The 16,842-nt window shown below is 51.0% G+C and carries 12 protein-coding genes; 9 read left to right on the top strand and 3 right to left on the bottom strand.

Annotated elements, in window-relative coordinates; genetic code table 11:
* Window positions 1-23: 23 nt before the first annotated feature.
* From fhuA to hrpB, 3 genes are all read right to left on the bottom strand, one after another.
* Entirely contained in the window at window positions 24-2,267 is a 2,244-nt protein-coding gene (gene fhuA, locus ACJHXB_RS04990; protein ID WP_000124416.1) for a ferrichrome porin FhuA, read from the bottom strand.
* A gap of 219 nt (window positions 2,268-2,486) precedes the next feature.
* Complete coding sequence (gene mrcB / locus ACJHXB_RS04985; RefSeq protein ID WP_000918206.1) at window positions 2,487-5,018, bottom strand: bifunctional glycosyl transferase/transpeptidase; 2,532 nt, start codon at window positions 5,016-5,018, stop codon at window positions 2,487-2,489.
* 93 nt (window positions 5,019-5,111) lie between these two features.
* Window positions 5,112-7,541, bottom strand: coding sequence for an ATP-dependent helicase HrpB (hrpB, locus tag ACJHXB_RS04980; RefSeq protein ID WP_001469023.1), 2,430 nt, complete (start codon window positions 7,539-7,541; stop codon window positions 5,112-5,114).
* Between the two features lie 73 nt (window positions 7,542-7,614).
* On the opposite strand from hrpB, the gene thpR reads away from it, so the two are divergent.
* The 9 genes from thpR to ACJHXB_RS04935 all read left to right on the top strand — a co-directional run bounded on the left by thpR (window position 7,615) and on the right by ACJHXB_RS04935 (window position 16,828).
* Window positions 7,615-8,145, top strand: a complete 531-nt coding sequence (gene thpR, locus ACJHXB_RS04975) for an RNA 2',3'-cyclic phosphodiesterase (RefSeq protein WP_001294687.1) — start codon at window positions 7,615-7,617, stop codon at window positions 8,143-8,145.
* 14 nt (window positions 8,146-8,159) lie between these two features.
* Entirely contained in the window at window positions 8,160-8,864 is a 705-nt protein-coding gene (gene sfsA / locus ACJHXB_RS04970) for a DNA/RNA nuclease SfsA (protein ID WP_000396038.1), read from the top strand.
* Between the two features lie 177 nt (window positions 8,865-9,041).
* Window positions 9,042-9,497, top strand: coding sequence for an RNA polymerase-binding protein DksA (dksA, locus tag ACJHXB_RS04965; RefSeq protein ID WP_001155227.1), 456 nt, complete (start codon window positions 9,042-9,044; stop codon window positions 9,495-9,497).
* Between the two features lie 66 nt (window positions 9,498-9,563).
* The gene (gene gluQRS / locus ACJHXB_RS04960) at window positions 9,564-10,460 is read left to right on the top strand and encodes a tRNA glutamyl-Q(34) synthetase GluQRS (protein WP_032159290.1); all 897 of its coding nucleotides are present in this window, start codon (window positions 9,564-9,566) and stop codon (window positions 10,458-10,460) included.
* 59 nt (window positions 10,461-10,519) lie between these two features.
* Complete coding sequence (gene pcnB, locus ACJHXB_RS04955) at window positions 10,520-11,917, top strand: polynucleotide adenylyltransferase PcnB (RefSeq protein ID WP_014639063.1); 1,398 nt, start codon at window positions 10,520-10,522, stop codon at window positions 11,915-11,917.
* A complete protein-coding gene (folK, locus tag ACJHXB_RS04950; RefSeq protein ID WP_000215131.1) occupies window positions 11,914-12,393 on the top strand; it encodes a 2-amino-4-hydroxy-6-hydroxymethyldihydropteridine diphosphokinase in 480 nt (159 codons plus the stop codon). Before pcnB ends, folK begins: the two co-directional genes overlap by 4 nt.
* A gap of 369 nt (window positions 12,394-12,762) precedes the next feature.
* A complete protein-coding gene (locus ACJHXB_RS04945; protein WP_000038435.1) occupies window positions 12,763-13,347 on the top strand; it encodes a fimbrial protein in 585 nt (194 codons plus the stop codon).
* Between the two features lie 105 nt (window positions 13,348-13,452).
* On the top strand, window positions 13,453-14,193 hold the full coding sequence (locus ACJHXB_RS04940; protein ID WP_000465939.1) for a fimbrial chaperone: 741 nt from the start codon (window positions 13,453-13,455) through the stop codon (window positions 14,191-14,193).
* Between the two features lie 34 nt (window positions 14,194-14,227).
* Window positions 14,228-16,828: an outer membrane usher protein gene (locus tag ACJHXB_RS04935; protein ID WP_001036797.1), complete on the top strand. Its 2,601-nt coding sequence runs from the start codon at window positions 14,228-14,230 to the stop codon at window positions 16,826-16,828.
* Window positions 16,829-16,842 lie beyond the last annotated feature (14 nt).

Genomic DNA, 16,842 nt, shown 5'->3' with positions numbered 1-16,842 from the left:
AAATCCGTGCCCCAAAGAAAAAATTAGAAGCGGAAGGTTGCGGTTGCAACGACCTGACGTTCTGCGCCCCAGAAGCAGCCATAGGTGTTAAAGCAGCTGGCGACGTATTCACGATCGAACAGGTTGTTGACATGCAGCGCCACGTTGGAGCCAGCCATGCCGACTCGTGCCAGATCATAACGCACTAACGCATCCACGACCGTATAACTTCCCACTTTAAAGGAGTTAGCCGGATCACCATAGCTGGAGCCAGTATAACGACCACCGGTGCCCAGCGTCAGACCTGAAAGCGGACCGTCAAAGAAGGTATAGTCAGCCCACAGCGAAGCCATGTGTTTTGGCACCTGTGCAGGCGTATTGCCTTTATAGGTAGTGTCGGTGGTGTATTCCGCATCGGTGTAAGTATAAGAACCTACTACGTTAACACTCGCCGACAGCGCCGCTTTCGCTTCGATTTCTACGCCACGAGCGCGGATCTCGCCACCTTCAACCGAGAAGAAGGAACCCTCAGGGTCCGCCATCAGGTTGTTGGTTTTAGTGAGATTATACACTGCACCAGTAACTACAATCGGACGATCTTCCGGTACATATTTCACGCCGACTTCATACTGCTTACCTTTAGACGGTGCAAAAATATTACCATCCTTCCCAACTTGCGAAGAAGGTTCAAACGATTCGCTATAGCTGAAGTAAGGTGTTACACCATTATCAAACAGGTAGTTAACACCACCACGCCAGGTAAACTGTTTGTCATCACGTTTATCGGTCGTTCCCGCTACGCGGTTAAGAGATTCTTGATCTGCCCAGTCGTAACGACCGCCCAGGGTGACCAGCACTTTATCCCACTGCGCCTGATCCTGAACATAAACACCCGTTTGTTTCTGCTTATTCAGAATGCGGTAAGGACCGGAGTTTGCCGGATCTTTCGCATTGAAATCGAAATCGGTATTCACCGGATTGTACAGATCGAGCAGTGGCACAGAGTCGTCGTAACCAAACCAGGCGTTGATGTCATTACGCATACGCATAAAGTCGACACCGGTCAACAGGGTGTGGTCGATATCGCCAGTGGCAAACTTGCTCTGCAACTGGGTATCAACGGAGAAGTTTTGCAGCTTCTCATCATCAACGACGTATTTACGTGCCAGATAATGGCCTTTATCCGCTGGCGCTAATGCCGCACACTGTTTGCTGTAAGCATTCGCCGGATCGGAGCAGACGCCGTAACCATAAACGCTGTTTTGCGAGGTTTTGTTTTCAGCAAAGCGCAGGTTCTGACGCACAGTAAAGGTGTCGTTAAATTCGTGATCGAAGCTGTAGCCCACCATCTTCTCATTACGAGAATAGGTGTTGTTCTTCGCCCCTTCGTTAAAGTCTGTCGGCAGACGCTTACCGTTCGGTAGCGGCTCAACAGTTCCCTCTTTCGGCAACCAGCCGTAATAACCGGTTTCCGGCTCGTTCTGGAAGTAAGAAAGGAAGGTGAAATTGGTTTTATCATCCGGACGCCAGGTGAACGCCGGTGCAATAGCATAACGCTGCTCTTCTGAGCCTTTCTGCTGGGCATTGGCAGAACGCGCAAGACCGGTCAGGCGATAAGAGTAAACACCGTCATCATCCAACGCATCGCTAAAGTCAAAACCAGTCTGGAACAGGCTGTCAGTACCGGCTTTAAACTGAACTTCTTTCAGCGGTTCGGTGGTCGGACGCTTGCTGACCATATTCAACAGACCGCCAGGACTGCTTTTACCGTAAAGCACGGAAACCGGGCCACGCATAATTTCAGCGCGTTCCAGCATATACGGGTCAATGACCGCATCGTTATAGAAGTTGCCCTGCAACTTCAGGCCATTCAGATAGTTATTCTGACTTTGGCCTTCTGCTGCAAAGCCGCGAATGATCAGGTGGTCATAGGTGTTGGATGCGCCACGCGTACCAACAGAGACACCCGGCGTGTAGCTAAGCGCCTCTTTTACTGACTTCGGCTGATGCAGCGCCATCTCTTCGGCGGTCACAACAGAAATAGACTGTGGCACTTTTTGAATCGGCGTATCTGTTTTGGTGCCGGTAGCGGACTGTCGCGCCGCAATAGTTGCAGCTGGCCCCCATGCGCTTTCTTGCGGCGCAGGTGCAGCGGTAACGGTGATAGTGTCTTCTTTCGGTTCAACCGCTGCCTGTGCATAAACAGACATGCCGCTAACCGCTGTGGCTACTACAACTGCGATTTTACGCAGTGAATGTTTTGGCTGAGCAGTTTTGGAACGCGCCATTGGTATATCTCTGATGTAAAGTGAATGATAACGTAAACGAGAATGATTATTATAAAGATAAGATAATATTCGAAACGCTGGCGGGTTCGCAAGCGGTACGCAATCTGAGCGTTCCTGAAGGGTTAATAAACAACCAGATGAAAAGAAAGGGTTAATACTTTAGGTGGGATGTTATTTTACCGGATGGCTACTCGCCATCCGGTATGTCACGCTTAGACGTTAATTACTACCAAACATATCCTTGATCCAACCGGCTACACCGTCGCTGTCTTTCTGCTCTTGCTGAGCAGGTTGCTGTTGCGGCTGTTGCTGCGGCTGAGAAGACTGATCAAACGGATTGCCTGACGGCTGCTGCTGCATCTCACTCTGCTGGCACAGCGATTGCGGATCGCTGGTCCAGACCGGCAAGACACGCATGCCACCGCTGCAAACAAAGTTGCCGTCGTAGTCCACGCCCATATCTGCAATATCTTCTGGCGGAACAAGATTCAGCGGCGTTGGCGTCTGGTTAGCCAGATAACGCTGATAAATCGACATTGCCCCGCTGGCTCCATACAGTTTGGTCGGTTGGTTGTTATCACGGCCGACCCAGGTGATGGTCACCGTGCTGCCGTCAATGCCCGCAAACCAGGTATCTACGTTGTTGTTGGTAGTCCCGGTTTTTCCCGCCAGATGCAGATTTGGATATTTCGCCCCAAGCTGACGCCCCGTACCACGTTGTACCACCTGCTGCATGGTCCATAGTGTCAGATACGCCGCCTGCGCCGGAACAGCGCGTTCTGCCTGCGGGAAGCTCTGATACAGCACCTTGCCATCTTCCGCGATTACCGAACGCAGCGCAGAAAGCGGAGCACGGTTACCGCCGCTGGCGATGGTCTGGAATGCCTGCGCCACTTCGATTGGCGTTAAGTTCAACGCCCCCAGCAGCATTGCCGGAACCGGATGCAGCTGATCTTTCGGTACGCCCAGTTTGATCCAGGTCTCCGTAACCGCAGGCAGCCCCAACGCCATGCCCAGATTCACCGTCGGCACGTTCATCGAACGGGTCAACGCATCTACCAGCATCACTCTGCCACTTTCGCTATAACGACGGTCATCATTCTGCGGTGACCAGACCTGGCCATTCGGCTGACGCAGCGCGATTGGTGCATCGGCAATCCACGTATTCAAACGATAGATTTTCGGCTGGCTTAAGGCAGTCAGATAAGTCGCTGGTTTTGCAAGAGAACCAATCGAGCGACGCGCCTGCATCGCACGGTTGTAGCCCGCAAACTGCGGCTCAGAACCACCGACCATCGCACGAACTTCACCACTAAAGCGGTCGACGACCACAATCGCAGTTTCAAGATCGCTCAGCTTACGCTGTTTCTTCAGTGCCGGAATGCCTTCCACGGCGGCTTTTTCTGCCGCGTCCTGTGCCACCGAGTCAAAGGTAGTGAAGATCTTCACGCCGGAGAGATCTTTTACCTTATCGCCCAGTTTTGCCTGCAGCTCCTGACGCACCAGTTGCATAAAGGCTGGCTGAGGAGAGATCACCCCACCGCGCGGCTGAACACCCAGCGGACGTGCACTCAACATGTCATAGAGTTCTTGATCAATAATCTGTTGCTGTTGCAGCAAACGTAGCACCAGGTTACGTCGCTCCAGCGCCAGTTTCGGGTTACGCCACGGATTGTAGATGGACGCCCCTTTCACCATACCCACCAACAGCGCCTGCTGGTCGAGGCTCAATTCTTCTACCGGGCGACCAAAGTAATACAAGCTCGCCAGCGGGAAGCCGCGGATTTCGTTGTCGCCGCTCTGACCGAGATACACCTCGTTCATATACAGCTCAAGAATACGGTCTTTGCTGTAACGCGCGTCCATGATCAGCGCCATGTAAGCTTCGTTCGCTTTACGCCAGTAAGAGCGCTCGCTGGAGAGGAACAGGTTTTTCACCAGCTGTTGCGTCAGCGTACTCGCACCCTGCACCGTGCGTCCGGCGGTCAGGTTTGCCAGCACCGCACGTCCGATGGAGTAGAGACTGATCCCATCATGCTCGTAGAAATGGCGGTCTTCTGTCGCCAGCAAAGTATCCACCAGCAAATCAGGGAAACCACTGCGCGGCACAAACAGACGTTGCTCACCGTTTGGCGAGGAGATCATGGTGATCAGGCGCGGATCAAGACGGAAGAAACCAAACTGACGGTTGTTCTCCATATTGACGATGGTCGCCAGATGATCGCCATCAAAGGTCAGACGCGCACGCACCTGCCCTTCTTTACTGTCCGGGAAATCAAACGGACGGCGGATCATCTCAATGCTGTTGGCCTGCACGGTAAATTCGCCAGGACGGGTCATTTTCGACACCTGACGATACTGGGTCGCCTCCAGCAGCTTCACCATTTCGTTCTTGCTGATGGTCATGTCTGGCTCAAGGTTGACCATTCGGCCATAAACTGCCGCGGGCAATTGCCAGACCTTGCCATCAATACGGCTGCGAATTTTTTGATCGAGATAAACGCCGTAAATGGCGATCAGCACGGCAAAAACGATAGCCAGTTTTAGCAGCAGCCATAGCCAGCCGCGTTTGCCACGAGGCTTACGCCCTTTGCCTTTGCCCTTACCTTTGCGCGGCATCGGTTCTTCATCCTCATAGTCATCATAATCGTCGTAATCGTCATCTTCGTAACGACGACGGCTTACCTTTTGTTTTACCGGACGCGTCGGTTTCCCTTTGCGTCCAATTGGCTCGCGGTCATTCCCGGCCATGCTTTTTCTCCGCAATATTCAGGCGCAAAAGCCCGATTTTCTGTTCTTCTGTTGCAAGACAGAAGAAGATATCTCTCAAATTTGCTTTGGTCTTCACGAATACTTTTTCGTCCGTCGCGTCGGTGCTGTGTTTGCCGGGTCGTCCGGCCAGACGTGTTTGGGATAACGCCCTTTCATCTCTTTTTGCACCTCACGGTACGCTCCTTTCCAGAAGGCGCTCAAATCACGCGTGATTTGCAGCGGCCTTTGGGCAGGGGAAAGCAACTCCAGCACCAGCGGCACGCGCCCCTGAGCGATCGTCGGATTGGTGGCCTCACCAAACATCTCCTGCATTCTCACCGCCAGCGCGGGCGGATTATCTTCATGATAACGAATGACGATCCGGCTTCCCGTCGGCACAGTGTAATGCGCAGGCAATTCACTATCCAGACGTTGCTGCATTCCCCAATCAAGTAATCCGCGTAGTGCCTGATAAATGTCGAGTGATTTCAGGCCGCGTAGTGAATGTACGCCAGTCATATGTGGCAGCAGCCACGTTTCCAGCGTCGCCAACAAACTCTCATCATCAACCGCTGGCCAGTCATATTCCGGCAACCACTTTGCGGCGCATAACAAACGCAAGCGTAGCTGTTCCGCTTCCGCCGTCCAGTTGAGCACGCTTAAACCTTTATCACGAATGCCGTTAAGCATCGCCTGATGCAACTCGTCTTCCGAGGGTTTCGCCAGTGGCTGCACTTTCACCGTCAACTGACCGATTTGCAGCCGACGCCAGGCTTTCAGCGTGCCTTGCGCGTCATCCCATTCCACGGTGTCAGACTGCTGTACCAGCTGCGGACAGCGTTGTACTAACTCATCAATATCGACCGGTAGCGCCAGTAAAATCCGTGCATCCGGCGAGGCGCTGCCCTGCAATAATAACGGTGCGATCAACCATTCGTGGCGGCTTAGCGCATCGTCGGCATCGAGCATCGCCCCCATGCCGTTTGCCAGTTGATAGCGTCCATCTTGCCCACGGCGACGAGCAATGCGATCGGCATACGCCCCGGCAAGTAGCGGCGCGATAAGAGAACTGTCTGCCTCACCGCCGCGTACGTTTAAACGTTTTAACAGTTGCTGACTACGTTGCTGCCAGGCTGGTTGATTGCGCGAAAACGCCACGCCCAGGTCACTATTGCCCATCCGTGGCGGCTCTTCGAGAATGGCGGCAATTTTTGCCGCGGTAGCAGCTTCGTCGTCGTTCTTCGCGCTAACCAGCATTGCCGCTAAACGCGGATCGTTACCCAGCGCTGCCATTTTTTGCCCTTGCGCACTAAGCCGTTCACCGTCCAGCGCCCCCAGCATCCGTAACATGCGTTTCGCGGCCAGTAGATTCACCGTTGGCGGTTGATCCAGCCAGCTCATCTGCGCCGGATCGCTGCATCCCCATTGCAGTAATTCCATCAGCAAACCGGAAAGATCGCTTTGTAATATCTCCGGTTCACTTTGCGCGGCAGCGCGTTCTGCTTGTTCTTTGGCGATTAAATGCAGGCAGATACCCGGCTCCAGACGCCCGGCGCGCCCGGCACGCTGCGTCATGGATGCCTGACTAACGCGTTGAGTAATCAGTCGCGTAAGCCCCGTGCGCGGATCAAAGCGCGCCACCCTTTCCTGAGCACAATCCACCACCAGACGAATACCTTCAATGGTTAAACTGGTTTCAGCAATATTGGTCGCCAGCACCACTTTGCGCATTCCTTGCGGTGCCGGAAGGATCGCTTTTCGCTGATCGTTCAGCGACAACGCGCCATACAGCGGGCAGAGCAACACATCACTGCCGATGCGCGAAGCCAGTTGTTCCTGCACGCGCTGAATTTCTCCGACGCCAGGTAAAAATAACAGTAATGATCCACTTTCCTGACGCAGCATTTCGGCGGTGGCTACCGCAACGGCTTCGTCAAAACGCTGATGCGCGGGCAGCGGTAAATAACGGCGTTCAACCGGAAACGAGCGCCCTTCTGAGATGACGACGGGCGCTTCTGGCAGCATTTGCTGCAAGCTGTCGTTGTCCAGCGTAGCCGACATAATCAGCAGTTTAAGGTCATCACGCAGACCTTGTTGCACATCGAGTAACAGCGCCAACGCCAAATCCGCCTGCAAGCTGCGCTCATGAAACTCATCGAGGATCACCAATCCAACACCGCTCAGTTCCGGGTCACGCTGGATCATGCGCGTCAGCACGCCTTCGGTAACCACTTCCAGGCGGGTATTCGGCCCGACGCGGTTTTGCGCACGCATCCGGTAGCCAACGGTATCGCCTGGCTTTTCGTTAAGCAGCTCCGCCAGTCGTTGCGCAACGTTACGCGCCGCCAAACGACGCGGCTCCAACAGGATAATTTTCCCGTTAATGCCGGGATGCGCCAGCAGTTGCAGCGGCAGCCAGGTTGATTTCCCGGCCCCGGTCGGCGCACTTAATAACACCTGCGATGCACAATCGAGAGCGGTAAGTAATTCAGGTAAGACGGCAGCAACGGGCAACGACGACACAAAACGCTCCAGAGGGTTAACATTCTTCGCGGCACATTGTAGCATCGCGGTAATTCATAACCGAGTGCCTCACATGTCTGAACCGCAACGGCTGTTCTTTGCTATCGACTTACCTGCAGAAATCCGCGAACAGATTATCCACTGGCGCGCCACACACTTCCCACCTGACGCGGGACGTCCGGTCGCCGCCGATAATTTGCATCTGACTCTGGCATTTTTAGGCGAAGTGAGCGCCGAGAAAGAGAAGGCGCTTTCTCTTTTAGCCGGGCGGATTCGTCAACCGGGTTTCACACTCACGCTTGATGACGCCGGTCAATGGCTGCGTTCGCGTGTGGTGTGGTTAGGGATGCGTCAGCCACCACGCGGCTTAATCCAGCTGGCGAATATGCTCCGTTCACAGGCTGCCCGCAGCGGTTGTTTTCAAAGCAATCGTCCGTTTCATCCACATATTACCTTATTGCGCGACGCCAGCGAGGCGGTGACAATCCCGCCGCCAGGTTTTAACTGGTCGTATACGGTGACGGAGTTCACCCTTTACGCCTCCTCGTTTGCCCGTGGACGCACACGCTACACGCCGCTAAAACGCTGGGCGCTAACGCAATAACAAGGATTGTCGTAATGGAATTTTCTCCCCCTCTACAGCGCGCGACGCTAATTCAGCGTTACAAACGTTTTTTAGCCGATGTGATCACACCCGATGGTCGCGAATTAACGCTACACTGCCCGAATACGGGTGCGATGACCGGTTGTGCAACGCCTGGCGATACCGTCTGGTATTCAACTTCAGACAACACCAAACGGAAATACCCACACACCTGGGAATTAACTCAAAGCCAGAGCGGCGCATTTATTTGCGTCAATACGCTTTGGGCTAACAGGCTGACGAAAGAGGCTATCCTTAATGAATCAATTTCAGAACTGTCAGGCTATAGCTCGCTGAAAAGCGAAGTAAAATACGGCGCAGAACGCAGCCGTATTGACTTTATGTTGCAGGCGGATTCGCGTCCAGACTGCTATATTGAAGTGAAATCGGTTACGTTAGCGGAGAACGAACAGGGATATTTTCCCGATGCGGTCACTGAACGAGGTCAGAAACACCTTCGGGAGTTGATGAGCGTAGCGGCTGAAGGCCAGCGTGCGGTTATCTTTTTTGCCGTGCTGCATTCAGCCATTACACGGTTTTCACCCGCGCGCCACATCGATGAGAAATACGCGCAACTATTGTCAGAAGCTCAACAGAGGGGGGTAGAAATTCTGGCTTACAAAGCGGAACTTTCTGCTGAAGGCATGGCTCTTAAAAAATCACTGCCGGTTACATTGTAGTAAAGTATGTAACTGGTTAATTTACATTCTGGTCGCGTGCGCAAATACGCTTTTCCTCACACAGTTGTCAAGTGTTACGTTTAGATAATTGCTATCCGGAAAAGCATCTGCTATTTATAGCGGCCTCATTTTTCCCCCGAACATGGGGATCGATAGTGCGTGTTAAGGAGAAGCAACATGCAAGAAGGGCAAAACCGTAAAACATCGTCCCTGAGTATTCTCGCCATCGCTGGGGTGGAACCATATCAGGAGAAGCCGGGCGAAGAGTATATGAATGAAGCCCAGCTGGCGCACTTCCGTCGTATTCTGGAAGCATGGCGTAATCAACTCAGGGATGAAGTCGATCGCACCGTTACACATATGCAGGATGAAGCAGCCAACTTCCCGGACCCGGTAGACCGTGCAGCCCAGGAAGAAGAGTTCAGCCTCGAACTGCGTAACCGCGATCGCGAGCGTAAGCTGATCAAAAAGATCGAGAAGACGCTGAAAAAAGTGGAAGACGAAGATTTCGGCTACTGCGAGTCCTGCGGTGTTGAAATTGGTATTCGCCGTCTGGAAGCGCGCCCGACAGCCGATCTGTGCATCGACTGCAAAACGCTGGCTGAAATTCGCGAAAAACAAATGGCTGGCTAATTACAGCCGTTCCATCACGTTTACCACAGGCGGGAAATGCTCCCGCCTTATTTTTTGTTCAACGAGATGACAGACACACACTATATTGGCCGCTTTGCCCCCTCTCCTTCCGGCGAGCTTCATTTTGGCTCTCTGATTGCCGCGCTTGGCAGCTATTTACAGGCTCGCGCTCGGCAAGGTCGCTGGCTGGTACGCATTGAAGATATAGACCCGCCTCGTGAAGTTCCCGGTGCCGCAGAGACTATCCTGCGCCAGCTGGAACATTACGGTCTGCACTGGGACGGCGACGTTCTCTGGCAATCGCAACGTCACGACGCCTATCGCGAAGCACTCGCCTGGTTACATGAGCAAGGACTAAGTTATTACTGCACCTGCACGCGCGCGCGTATTCAAAGCATTGGCGGTATTTACGACGGCCATTGCCGGGAATTGCATCATGGACCAGACAACGCCGCAGTACGTATCCGCCAGCAGCATCCGGTCACGCAATTTACTGATCAGCTGCGCGGCATTATTCACGCCGACGAAAAACTGGCGCGGGAAGATTTTATTATTCATCGCCGTGATGGTTTGTTTGCCTATAACCTGGCGGTGGTGGTGGATGATCACTTCCAGGGCGTGAGCGAAATTGTCCGCGGGGCAGATTTGATCGAACCGACAGTGCGGCAAATCTCGCTGTACCAGCTTTTTGGCTGGAAAGTGCCAGATTACATTCATTTACCGCTGGCGCTTAACACACAAGGCGCTAAACTTTCCAAGCAGAATCATGCGCCTGCGTTGCCGAAAGGCGATCCACGCCCGGTACTAATCGCGGCACTTCAATTTCTGGGTCAGCAGGCAGAAGCACACTGGCAGGATTTCAGCGTCGAGCAAATCCTTCAGTCAGCCGTCAAAAACTGGCGGCTTACCGCCGTGCCTGAGTCGGCAATTGTAAATTCAACATTCTCAAATGCGTCATGCTGAGCTATGATTAGCCGCTATTTTTTTGTCCTGAATGATGTTTGACACTACCGAGGTGTACTATTTTTACCCGAGTCGCTAATTTTTGCCGCAAGGTGCTAAGCCGCGAGGAAAGCGAGGCTGAACAGGCAGTCGCCCGTCCACAGGTGACGGTGATCCCGCGTGAGCAGCATGCTATTTCCCGCAAAGATATCAGTGAAAATGCCCTGAAGGTAATGTACAGGCTCAATAAAGCGGGATACGAAGCCTGGCTGGTTGGCGGCGGCGTGCGCGACCTGTTACTTGGCAAAAAGCCGAAAGATTTTGACGTAACCACTAACGCCACGCCTGAACAGGTACGTAAACTGTTCCGTAACTGCCGGCTGGTGGGTCGCCGTTTCCGTCTGGCTCATGTGATGTTTGGCCCGGAGATTATCGAAGTTGCGACCTTCCGTGGACATCACGAAGGTAACGTCAGCGACCGCACGACCTCCCAACGCGGGCAAAACGGCATGTTGTTGCGCGACAACATTTTCGGCTCCATCGAAGAAGACGCCCAGCGCCGCGATTTCACTATCAACAGCCTGTATTACAGCGTGGCAGATTTTACCGTCCGTGATTACGTTGGCGGCATGAAGGATCTGAAGGACGGCGTTATCCGTCTGATTGGTAACCCGGAAACGCGCTACCGTGAAGATCCGGTACGGATGCTGCGCGCGGTACGTTTTGCCGCCAAATTGGGTATGCGTATCAGTCCTGAAACCGCAGAACCGATCCCTCGCCTGGCTACCCTGCTGAACGATATTCCTCCTGCACGTCTGTTTGAAGAATCTTTGAAACTGCTGCAAGCGGGCTACGGTTACGAAACCTATAAGCTGCTGTGTGAATATCATCTGTTCCAGCCGCTGTTCCCGACCATTACCCGCTACTTCACGGAAAATGGCGACAGCCCGATGGAGCGGATCATTGAACAGGTGCTGAAGAATACCGATACGCGTATCCATAACGATATGCGCGTGAACCCGGCGTTCCTGTTTGCCGCCATGTTCTGGTACCCACTGCTGGAGACGGCACAGAAGATCGCCCAGGAAAGTGGCCTGACCTATCACGACGCTTTCGCGCTGGCGATGAACGACGTGCTGGACGAAGCCTGCCGTTCACTGGCGATCCCGAAACGTCTGACGACGTTAACCCGCGATATCTGGCAGTTGCAGTTGCGTATGTCCCGTCGTCAGGGTAAACGCGCATGGAAACTGCTGGAGCATCCTAAGTTCCGTGCGGCTTATGACCTGTTGGCCTTGCGAGCTGAAGTTGAACGTAACGCTGAACTGCAGCGTCTTGTGAAATGGTGGGGTGAGTTCCAGGTTTCCGCGCCACCAGACCAAAAAGGGATGCTCAACGAGCTGGATGAAGAGCCGTCACCGCGTCGCCGTTCTCGTCGTCCACGCAAACGCGCACCGCGTCGTGAGGGTACCGCATGACAGTGGCGTATATTGCCATAGGCAGCAATCTGGCCTCTCCACTGGAGCAGGTCAATGCTGCCCTGAAAGCATTAGGCGATATCCCTGAAAGCCACATTCTTGCCGTTTCTTCGTTCTACCGCACCCCACCGCTGGGGCCGCAAGATCAACCCGATTACTTAAACGCAGCCGTGGCGCTGGAAACCTCTCTTGCACCTGAAGAGCTACTCAATCACACACAGCGTATCGAATTGCAGCAAGGTCGCGTCCGTAAAGCGGAACGCTGGGGACCGCGTACGCTGGATCTCGACATCATGCTGTTTGGTAATGAAGTGATAAATACCGAACGCCTGACCGTTCCGCACTACGATATGAAGAATCGTGGATTTATGCTGTGGCCACTGTTTGAAATTGCGCCGGGACTGGTGTTTCCTGATGGGGAGACGTTGCGTCAAATCTTACATACAAGAGCATTTGACAAATTAAACAAATGGTAATTTATTTATATTGCGAATATAAATATTTTCTGAAAATCACACCACCTCTCTTTCCTTAATAACGATTTTACTTTAAACATTTTTATAGAAACATAATATAAATTCCCGCAGATAAATATCAATCCCATCTCCATACCCTAACCAATTGCACTTGTGAACTTATTTTTACTTAATTTTGAATTAAGTAAATTTAATTTGTTTAAAAGCTTCTAAAGTGCACAATAGGCGACCTAATGAACAATGGTTGTAAATTTGGGTAACAAATATCATTGCTCATTAATATCTAACATTTGTTTCTCCTATTTGTGTCATGAATAGTCATTCTTCAAACATGTAGTCTGACTAATGGAATTTTATTCAAGGATTTTTATGTCTAAAAAATTAGGTTTTGCCCTGTCTGGTCTTATGCTGGCAATGGTTGCAGGTACTGCTTCTGCTGATATGGACGGTGGTCAGTTAAATATCAGTGGCCTGGTTGTTGATAACACCTGTGAAACCCGTGTTGACGGCGGTAACAAAGATGGCCTGATCCTGCTGCAAACCGCAACCGTTGGTGAAATCGATGCAGGCGTACTCGAAACTACCGTTGGTGCCAAGGCTAAACCTTTCAGCATCACCGTTGATTGCAGCAAAGCAAACCCTGCACCGGGCAGCTCTGCCAAAATGACCTTCGGTTCCGTGTTCTTTGGTAACAGCAAAGGTACGCTGAACAACGATATGTCTATCAATAACCCATCTGACGGTGTGAATATTGCTCTGCACAACATTGACGGTTCCACTGTTAAGCAGGTAAAAATTAATAATCCTGGCGATGTTTACACTAAAGCACTGGACGCGACCACTAAATCTGTAACCTATGATTTTAAAGCATCCTATGTTCGTGCTGTAAATGACCAGACGGCAACTGCTGGTTATGTAAAAACCAATACCGCATATACCGTTACTTATCAGTAATATTTCACCGAATTAATTGATTTAGTGAATATATAGGGAATAACATTGCCTGTAATTATGACAATGATTATTCCCTGTTCTAAATAATTCGATCAGGGATGGTTTATGTTTTTTAATACAAAACATACTGTAGCATTATGCTTTGCAACCTGTTTAGCTTTTAGCTCTTCAGCTATTGCAGATATCGTCATTTCAGGTACACGCGTTATTTACACAAGCGATCAAAAAAGTGTCAATGTACGTCTGGAAAATAAAGGCAATAACCCATTGCTGGTCCAGAGTTGGTTAGATACCGGAGATGATAACGCCGAACCTGGCAGTATCAATGTCCCATTTACGGCGACTCCCCCTGTTTCACGTATTGACGGCAAACGCGGTCAAACAATCAAGCTGATGTATACCGGCAGGTCTGCTTTACCCAAAGATCGGGAAAGTGTGTTTTGGTTCAATGTCCTCGAAGTTCCACCAAAACCCGACGCGGAAAAAATGGCTAACCAAAGCATGTTGCAACTGGCATTCCGTACTCGCATCAAACTGTTTTATCGTCCGGAAGGACTCACCGGAATACCTTCCGATGCTCCGGCTGCACTGAAGTGGTCGTGGACAACATCCGGCGGCAAAGTGGCGCTTCGTGTCGTTAATCCTACCCCCTTCTACGTCTCTTTCAGCAGTGGTGACGTTGTCGCCAGCGGAAAGCGTTATCCGTTAGACGTCAAAATGATCGCGCCACGCAGTGAAGATGCCATCACAGTTAATGGGATCAGTAGCAAAGTGAGTTCTGCAAAAGTTCACTTCTTTGCCATTAATGATTTTGGCGGCGCGATTGAAGGCAATGCCACTCTATAAAGTCTTCAAAACCACACGCAGCAGGAAGCAAAACGTGAACAAAAAAACAACTACAAATTATCACTATCCCTTTACGCATATCGCCACGTTTTGCGCACTGCTTTACAGCAGTAGTGCTTTAAGCGCCGAGCACGTTGAATATGACAATACCTTCCTGATGGGTCGTGATGCTTCAAATATTGATCTTAGTCGCTATAGCGAGGGTAACCCAACATTACCAGGCCTTTACGACGTCAGCGTTTATATCAACGACCAGCCCGTCACCAACCAGAGCATTGCCTTTGTTACGGTTGAGGGTAAGAAAAACGCTCAGGCTTGTCTCACCCTGAAGAACTTATTGCAGTTTCATATCAATCAACCCGATATCAATGCTGCTAATGCCGTGCTGCTTGCAAGAGATAACGAACTCGGGGATTGCCTCAACCTGGCGGAACTCATCCCCCAGACGTCGATTCGTTATGATGTCAACGATCAGCGCCTGGACATCTATGTTCCCCAGGCATGGGTAATGAAAAATTACCAAAACTATGTTGATCCTTCCTTGTGGGAAAACGGTATCAACGCGGCCATGTTGTCTTACAACGTCAACGCATATCACAGTGAAAGCCCCGACAGGAAAAATGACAGTGTTTATGCTGCTTTTAATGGCGGTATGAATTTAGGAGCATGGCGGTTACGCGCTACCGGTAACTACAGTTGGAGGAATGATTCAGACAGTAATTATGACTTTCAAAATCGCTACCTCCAGCGCGATCTCGCATCCTTACGCTCGCAGTTAATTGTCGGCGAGTCATATACCACGGGTGAAACCTTCGATTCAGTCAGCATTCGGGGAGTTCGCTTATATAGCGACAGTCGTATGTTACCCCCTGCGTTAGCCAGTTTTGCGCCAATTATTCATGGTGTTGCGAACACTAACGCCAAGGTCACTATTACCCAGGGCAGTTATAAGATCTATGAAACTACCGTACCGCCAGGTGCGTTTGTCATCGATGATCTTAGCCCATCGGGTTACGGCAGCGATCTTATCGTCACTATTGAAGAAGCGGATGGTTCGAAGCGAACTTTCTCGCAACCATTTTCATCAGTTGTACAGATGTTACGACCAGGCGTCGGTCGCTGGGATATCAGCGGTGGTCAGGTCATAAAAGACGATATACAAGACGAGCCCAATCTTTTTCAGGCCAGTTATTACTACGGTTTAAACAACTATCTGACCGGTTATACCGGGATCCAACTTACTGACAATCATTACACTGCCGGATTACTGGGTCTGGGCCTGAATACCGCTGTAGGTGCTTTTTCATTCGATATCACCCATTCAAATGTCAGCATTCCGGATGATAAAACCTACCAGGGGCAAAGCTATCGCCTCTCATGGAACAAATTATTCGAAAATACCAACACATCACTAAATATCGCGGCTTATCGCTATTCAACGCAGAATTACCTTGGCCTTAACGACGCACTGACTTTAATCGACGAAGTAAAACATCCGGAACAGGACCTCGAACCGCAAACCATGCGTAACTACTCTCGCATGAAAAATCAGGTGACGGTCAGCATTAGCCAACCGCTGAAATTTGAGAAGCAGGATTACGGTTCATTCTATCTCACTGGTGATTGGTCAGATTACTGGGCTTCCGGGCAAAATCGCAGCAATTACTCTATTGGTTACAGTAATAGCGCTTCCTGGGGAAGTTACAGCATCAGTGCACAACGTTCATGGAATGAGGATGGTGAAACGGATGATAGCATCTACCTTAGTTTCACCATTCCAATTGAAAAATTATTAGGCACAAGCCATCGCGATTCCGGTTTTCAGAGTATTGATACTCAGTTAAATAGTGATTTTAAAGGCAATAATCAGCTCAACATCAGCAGCAGTGGCTTTAGCGACGCAAATCGCGTCAGTTACAGCGTAAACACCGGCTATACAATGATGAAAGCCAGTGACGATTTAAGTTACATCGGTGGTTATGCCAGTTACGAATCGCCCTGGGGAACGCTTGCAGGTTCCGTTTCCGCAAGTAGCGATAACAGTCGTCAATTCTCGCTTAATACTGACGGTGGATTCGTGCTGCACAGCGGCGGCCTGACGTTCAGTAACGATAGTTTTAGCGACTCCGACACGCTTGCCGTTGTACAAGCACCTGGAGCAAAAGGTGCGCGCATTAACTATGGCAACAGTACAGTAGACCGCTGGGGATACGGCGTGACCAGCGCCCTCTCGCCATATCACGAAAACCGTATCGCTCTGGACATTAGCGGAATCGAAAATGATGTAGAAATGAAATCTACCAGTGCAATTGCCGTCCCTCGTCAGGGCTCTGTTGTCTTCGCCGATTTTGAAACCGTCCAGGGACAATCGGCAATCATGAATATTAAGCGTAATGACGGTAAAAATATTCCATTCGCGGCGGATATCTTTGATGAACAAAATAACATGATTGGTAACGTCGGCCAGGGCGGACAAGCTTTTGTTCGAGGCATCGAACAGCAAGGTAATATCCGCATAAACTGGGTTGAAGAGGGTAAACCTGTCGCATGTATTGCCCATTATAAGCAAACAGCAGATCAACAAAAAATAACACAAACTATTATTCTGAATGGAATTAGTTGTCAGATACAGTAACAACAAGGAATTTC

The organism is Escherichia sp. WS3227_2, from assembly GCF_046486495.1.
Classification (GTDB): Bacteria; Pseudomonadota; Gammaproteobacteria; order Enterobacterales; family Enterobacteriaceae; genus Escherichia; species Escherichia coli.
The sequence above is the reverse complement of the archived record's forward strand: the minus strand, read 5'-3'. Positions and strand labels throughout refer to the sequence as shown.

Excerpts from the sequence above, each read along its gene's own strand:
- fhuA (WP_000124416.1), bottom strand. The coding sequence starts at position 2,267 with ATGGCGCGTTCCAAAACTGCTCAGCCAAAACATTCACTGCGTAAAATC.
- mrcB (WP_000918206.1), bottom strand. The coding sequence starts at position 5,018 with ATGGCCGGGAATGACCGCGAGCCAATTGGACGCAAAGGGAAACCGACG.
- thpR (WP_001294687.1), top strand. The coding sequence starts at position 7,615 with ATGTCTGAACCGCAACGGCTGTTCTTTGCTATCGACTTACCTGCAGAA.
- sfsA (WP_000396038.1), top strand. The coding sequence starts at position 8,160 with ATGGAATTTTCTCCCCCTCTACAGCGCGCGACGCTAATTCAGCGTTAC.
- dksA (WP_001155227.1), top strand. The coding sequence starts at position 9,042 with ATGCAAGAAGGGCAAAACCGTAAAACATCGTCCCTGAGTATTCTCGCC.
- gluQRS (WP_032159290.1), top strand. The coding sequence starts at position 9,564 with ATGACAGACACACACTATATTGGCCGCTTTGCCCCCTCTCCTTCCGGC.
- folK (WP_000215131.1), top strand. The coding sequence starts at position 11,914 with ATGACAGTGGCGTATATTGCCATAGGCAGCAATCTGGCCTCTCCACTG.
- ACJHXB_RS04945 (WP_000038435.1), top strand. The coding sequence starts at position 12,763 with ATGTCTAAAAAATTAGGTTTTGCCCTGTCTGGTCTTATGCTGGCAATG.
- ACJHXB_RS04940 (WP_000465939.1), top strand. The coding sequence starts at position 13,453 with ATGTTTTTTAATACAAAACATACTGTAGCATTATGCTTTGCAACCTGT.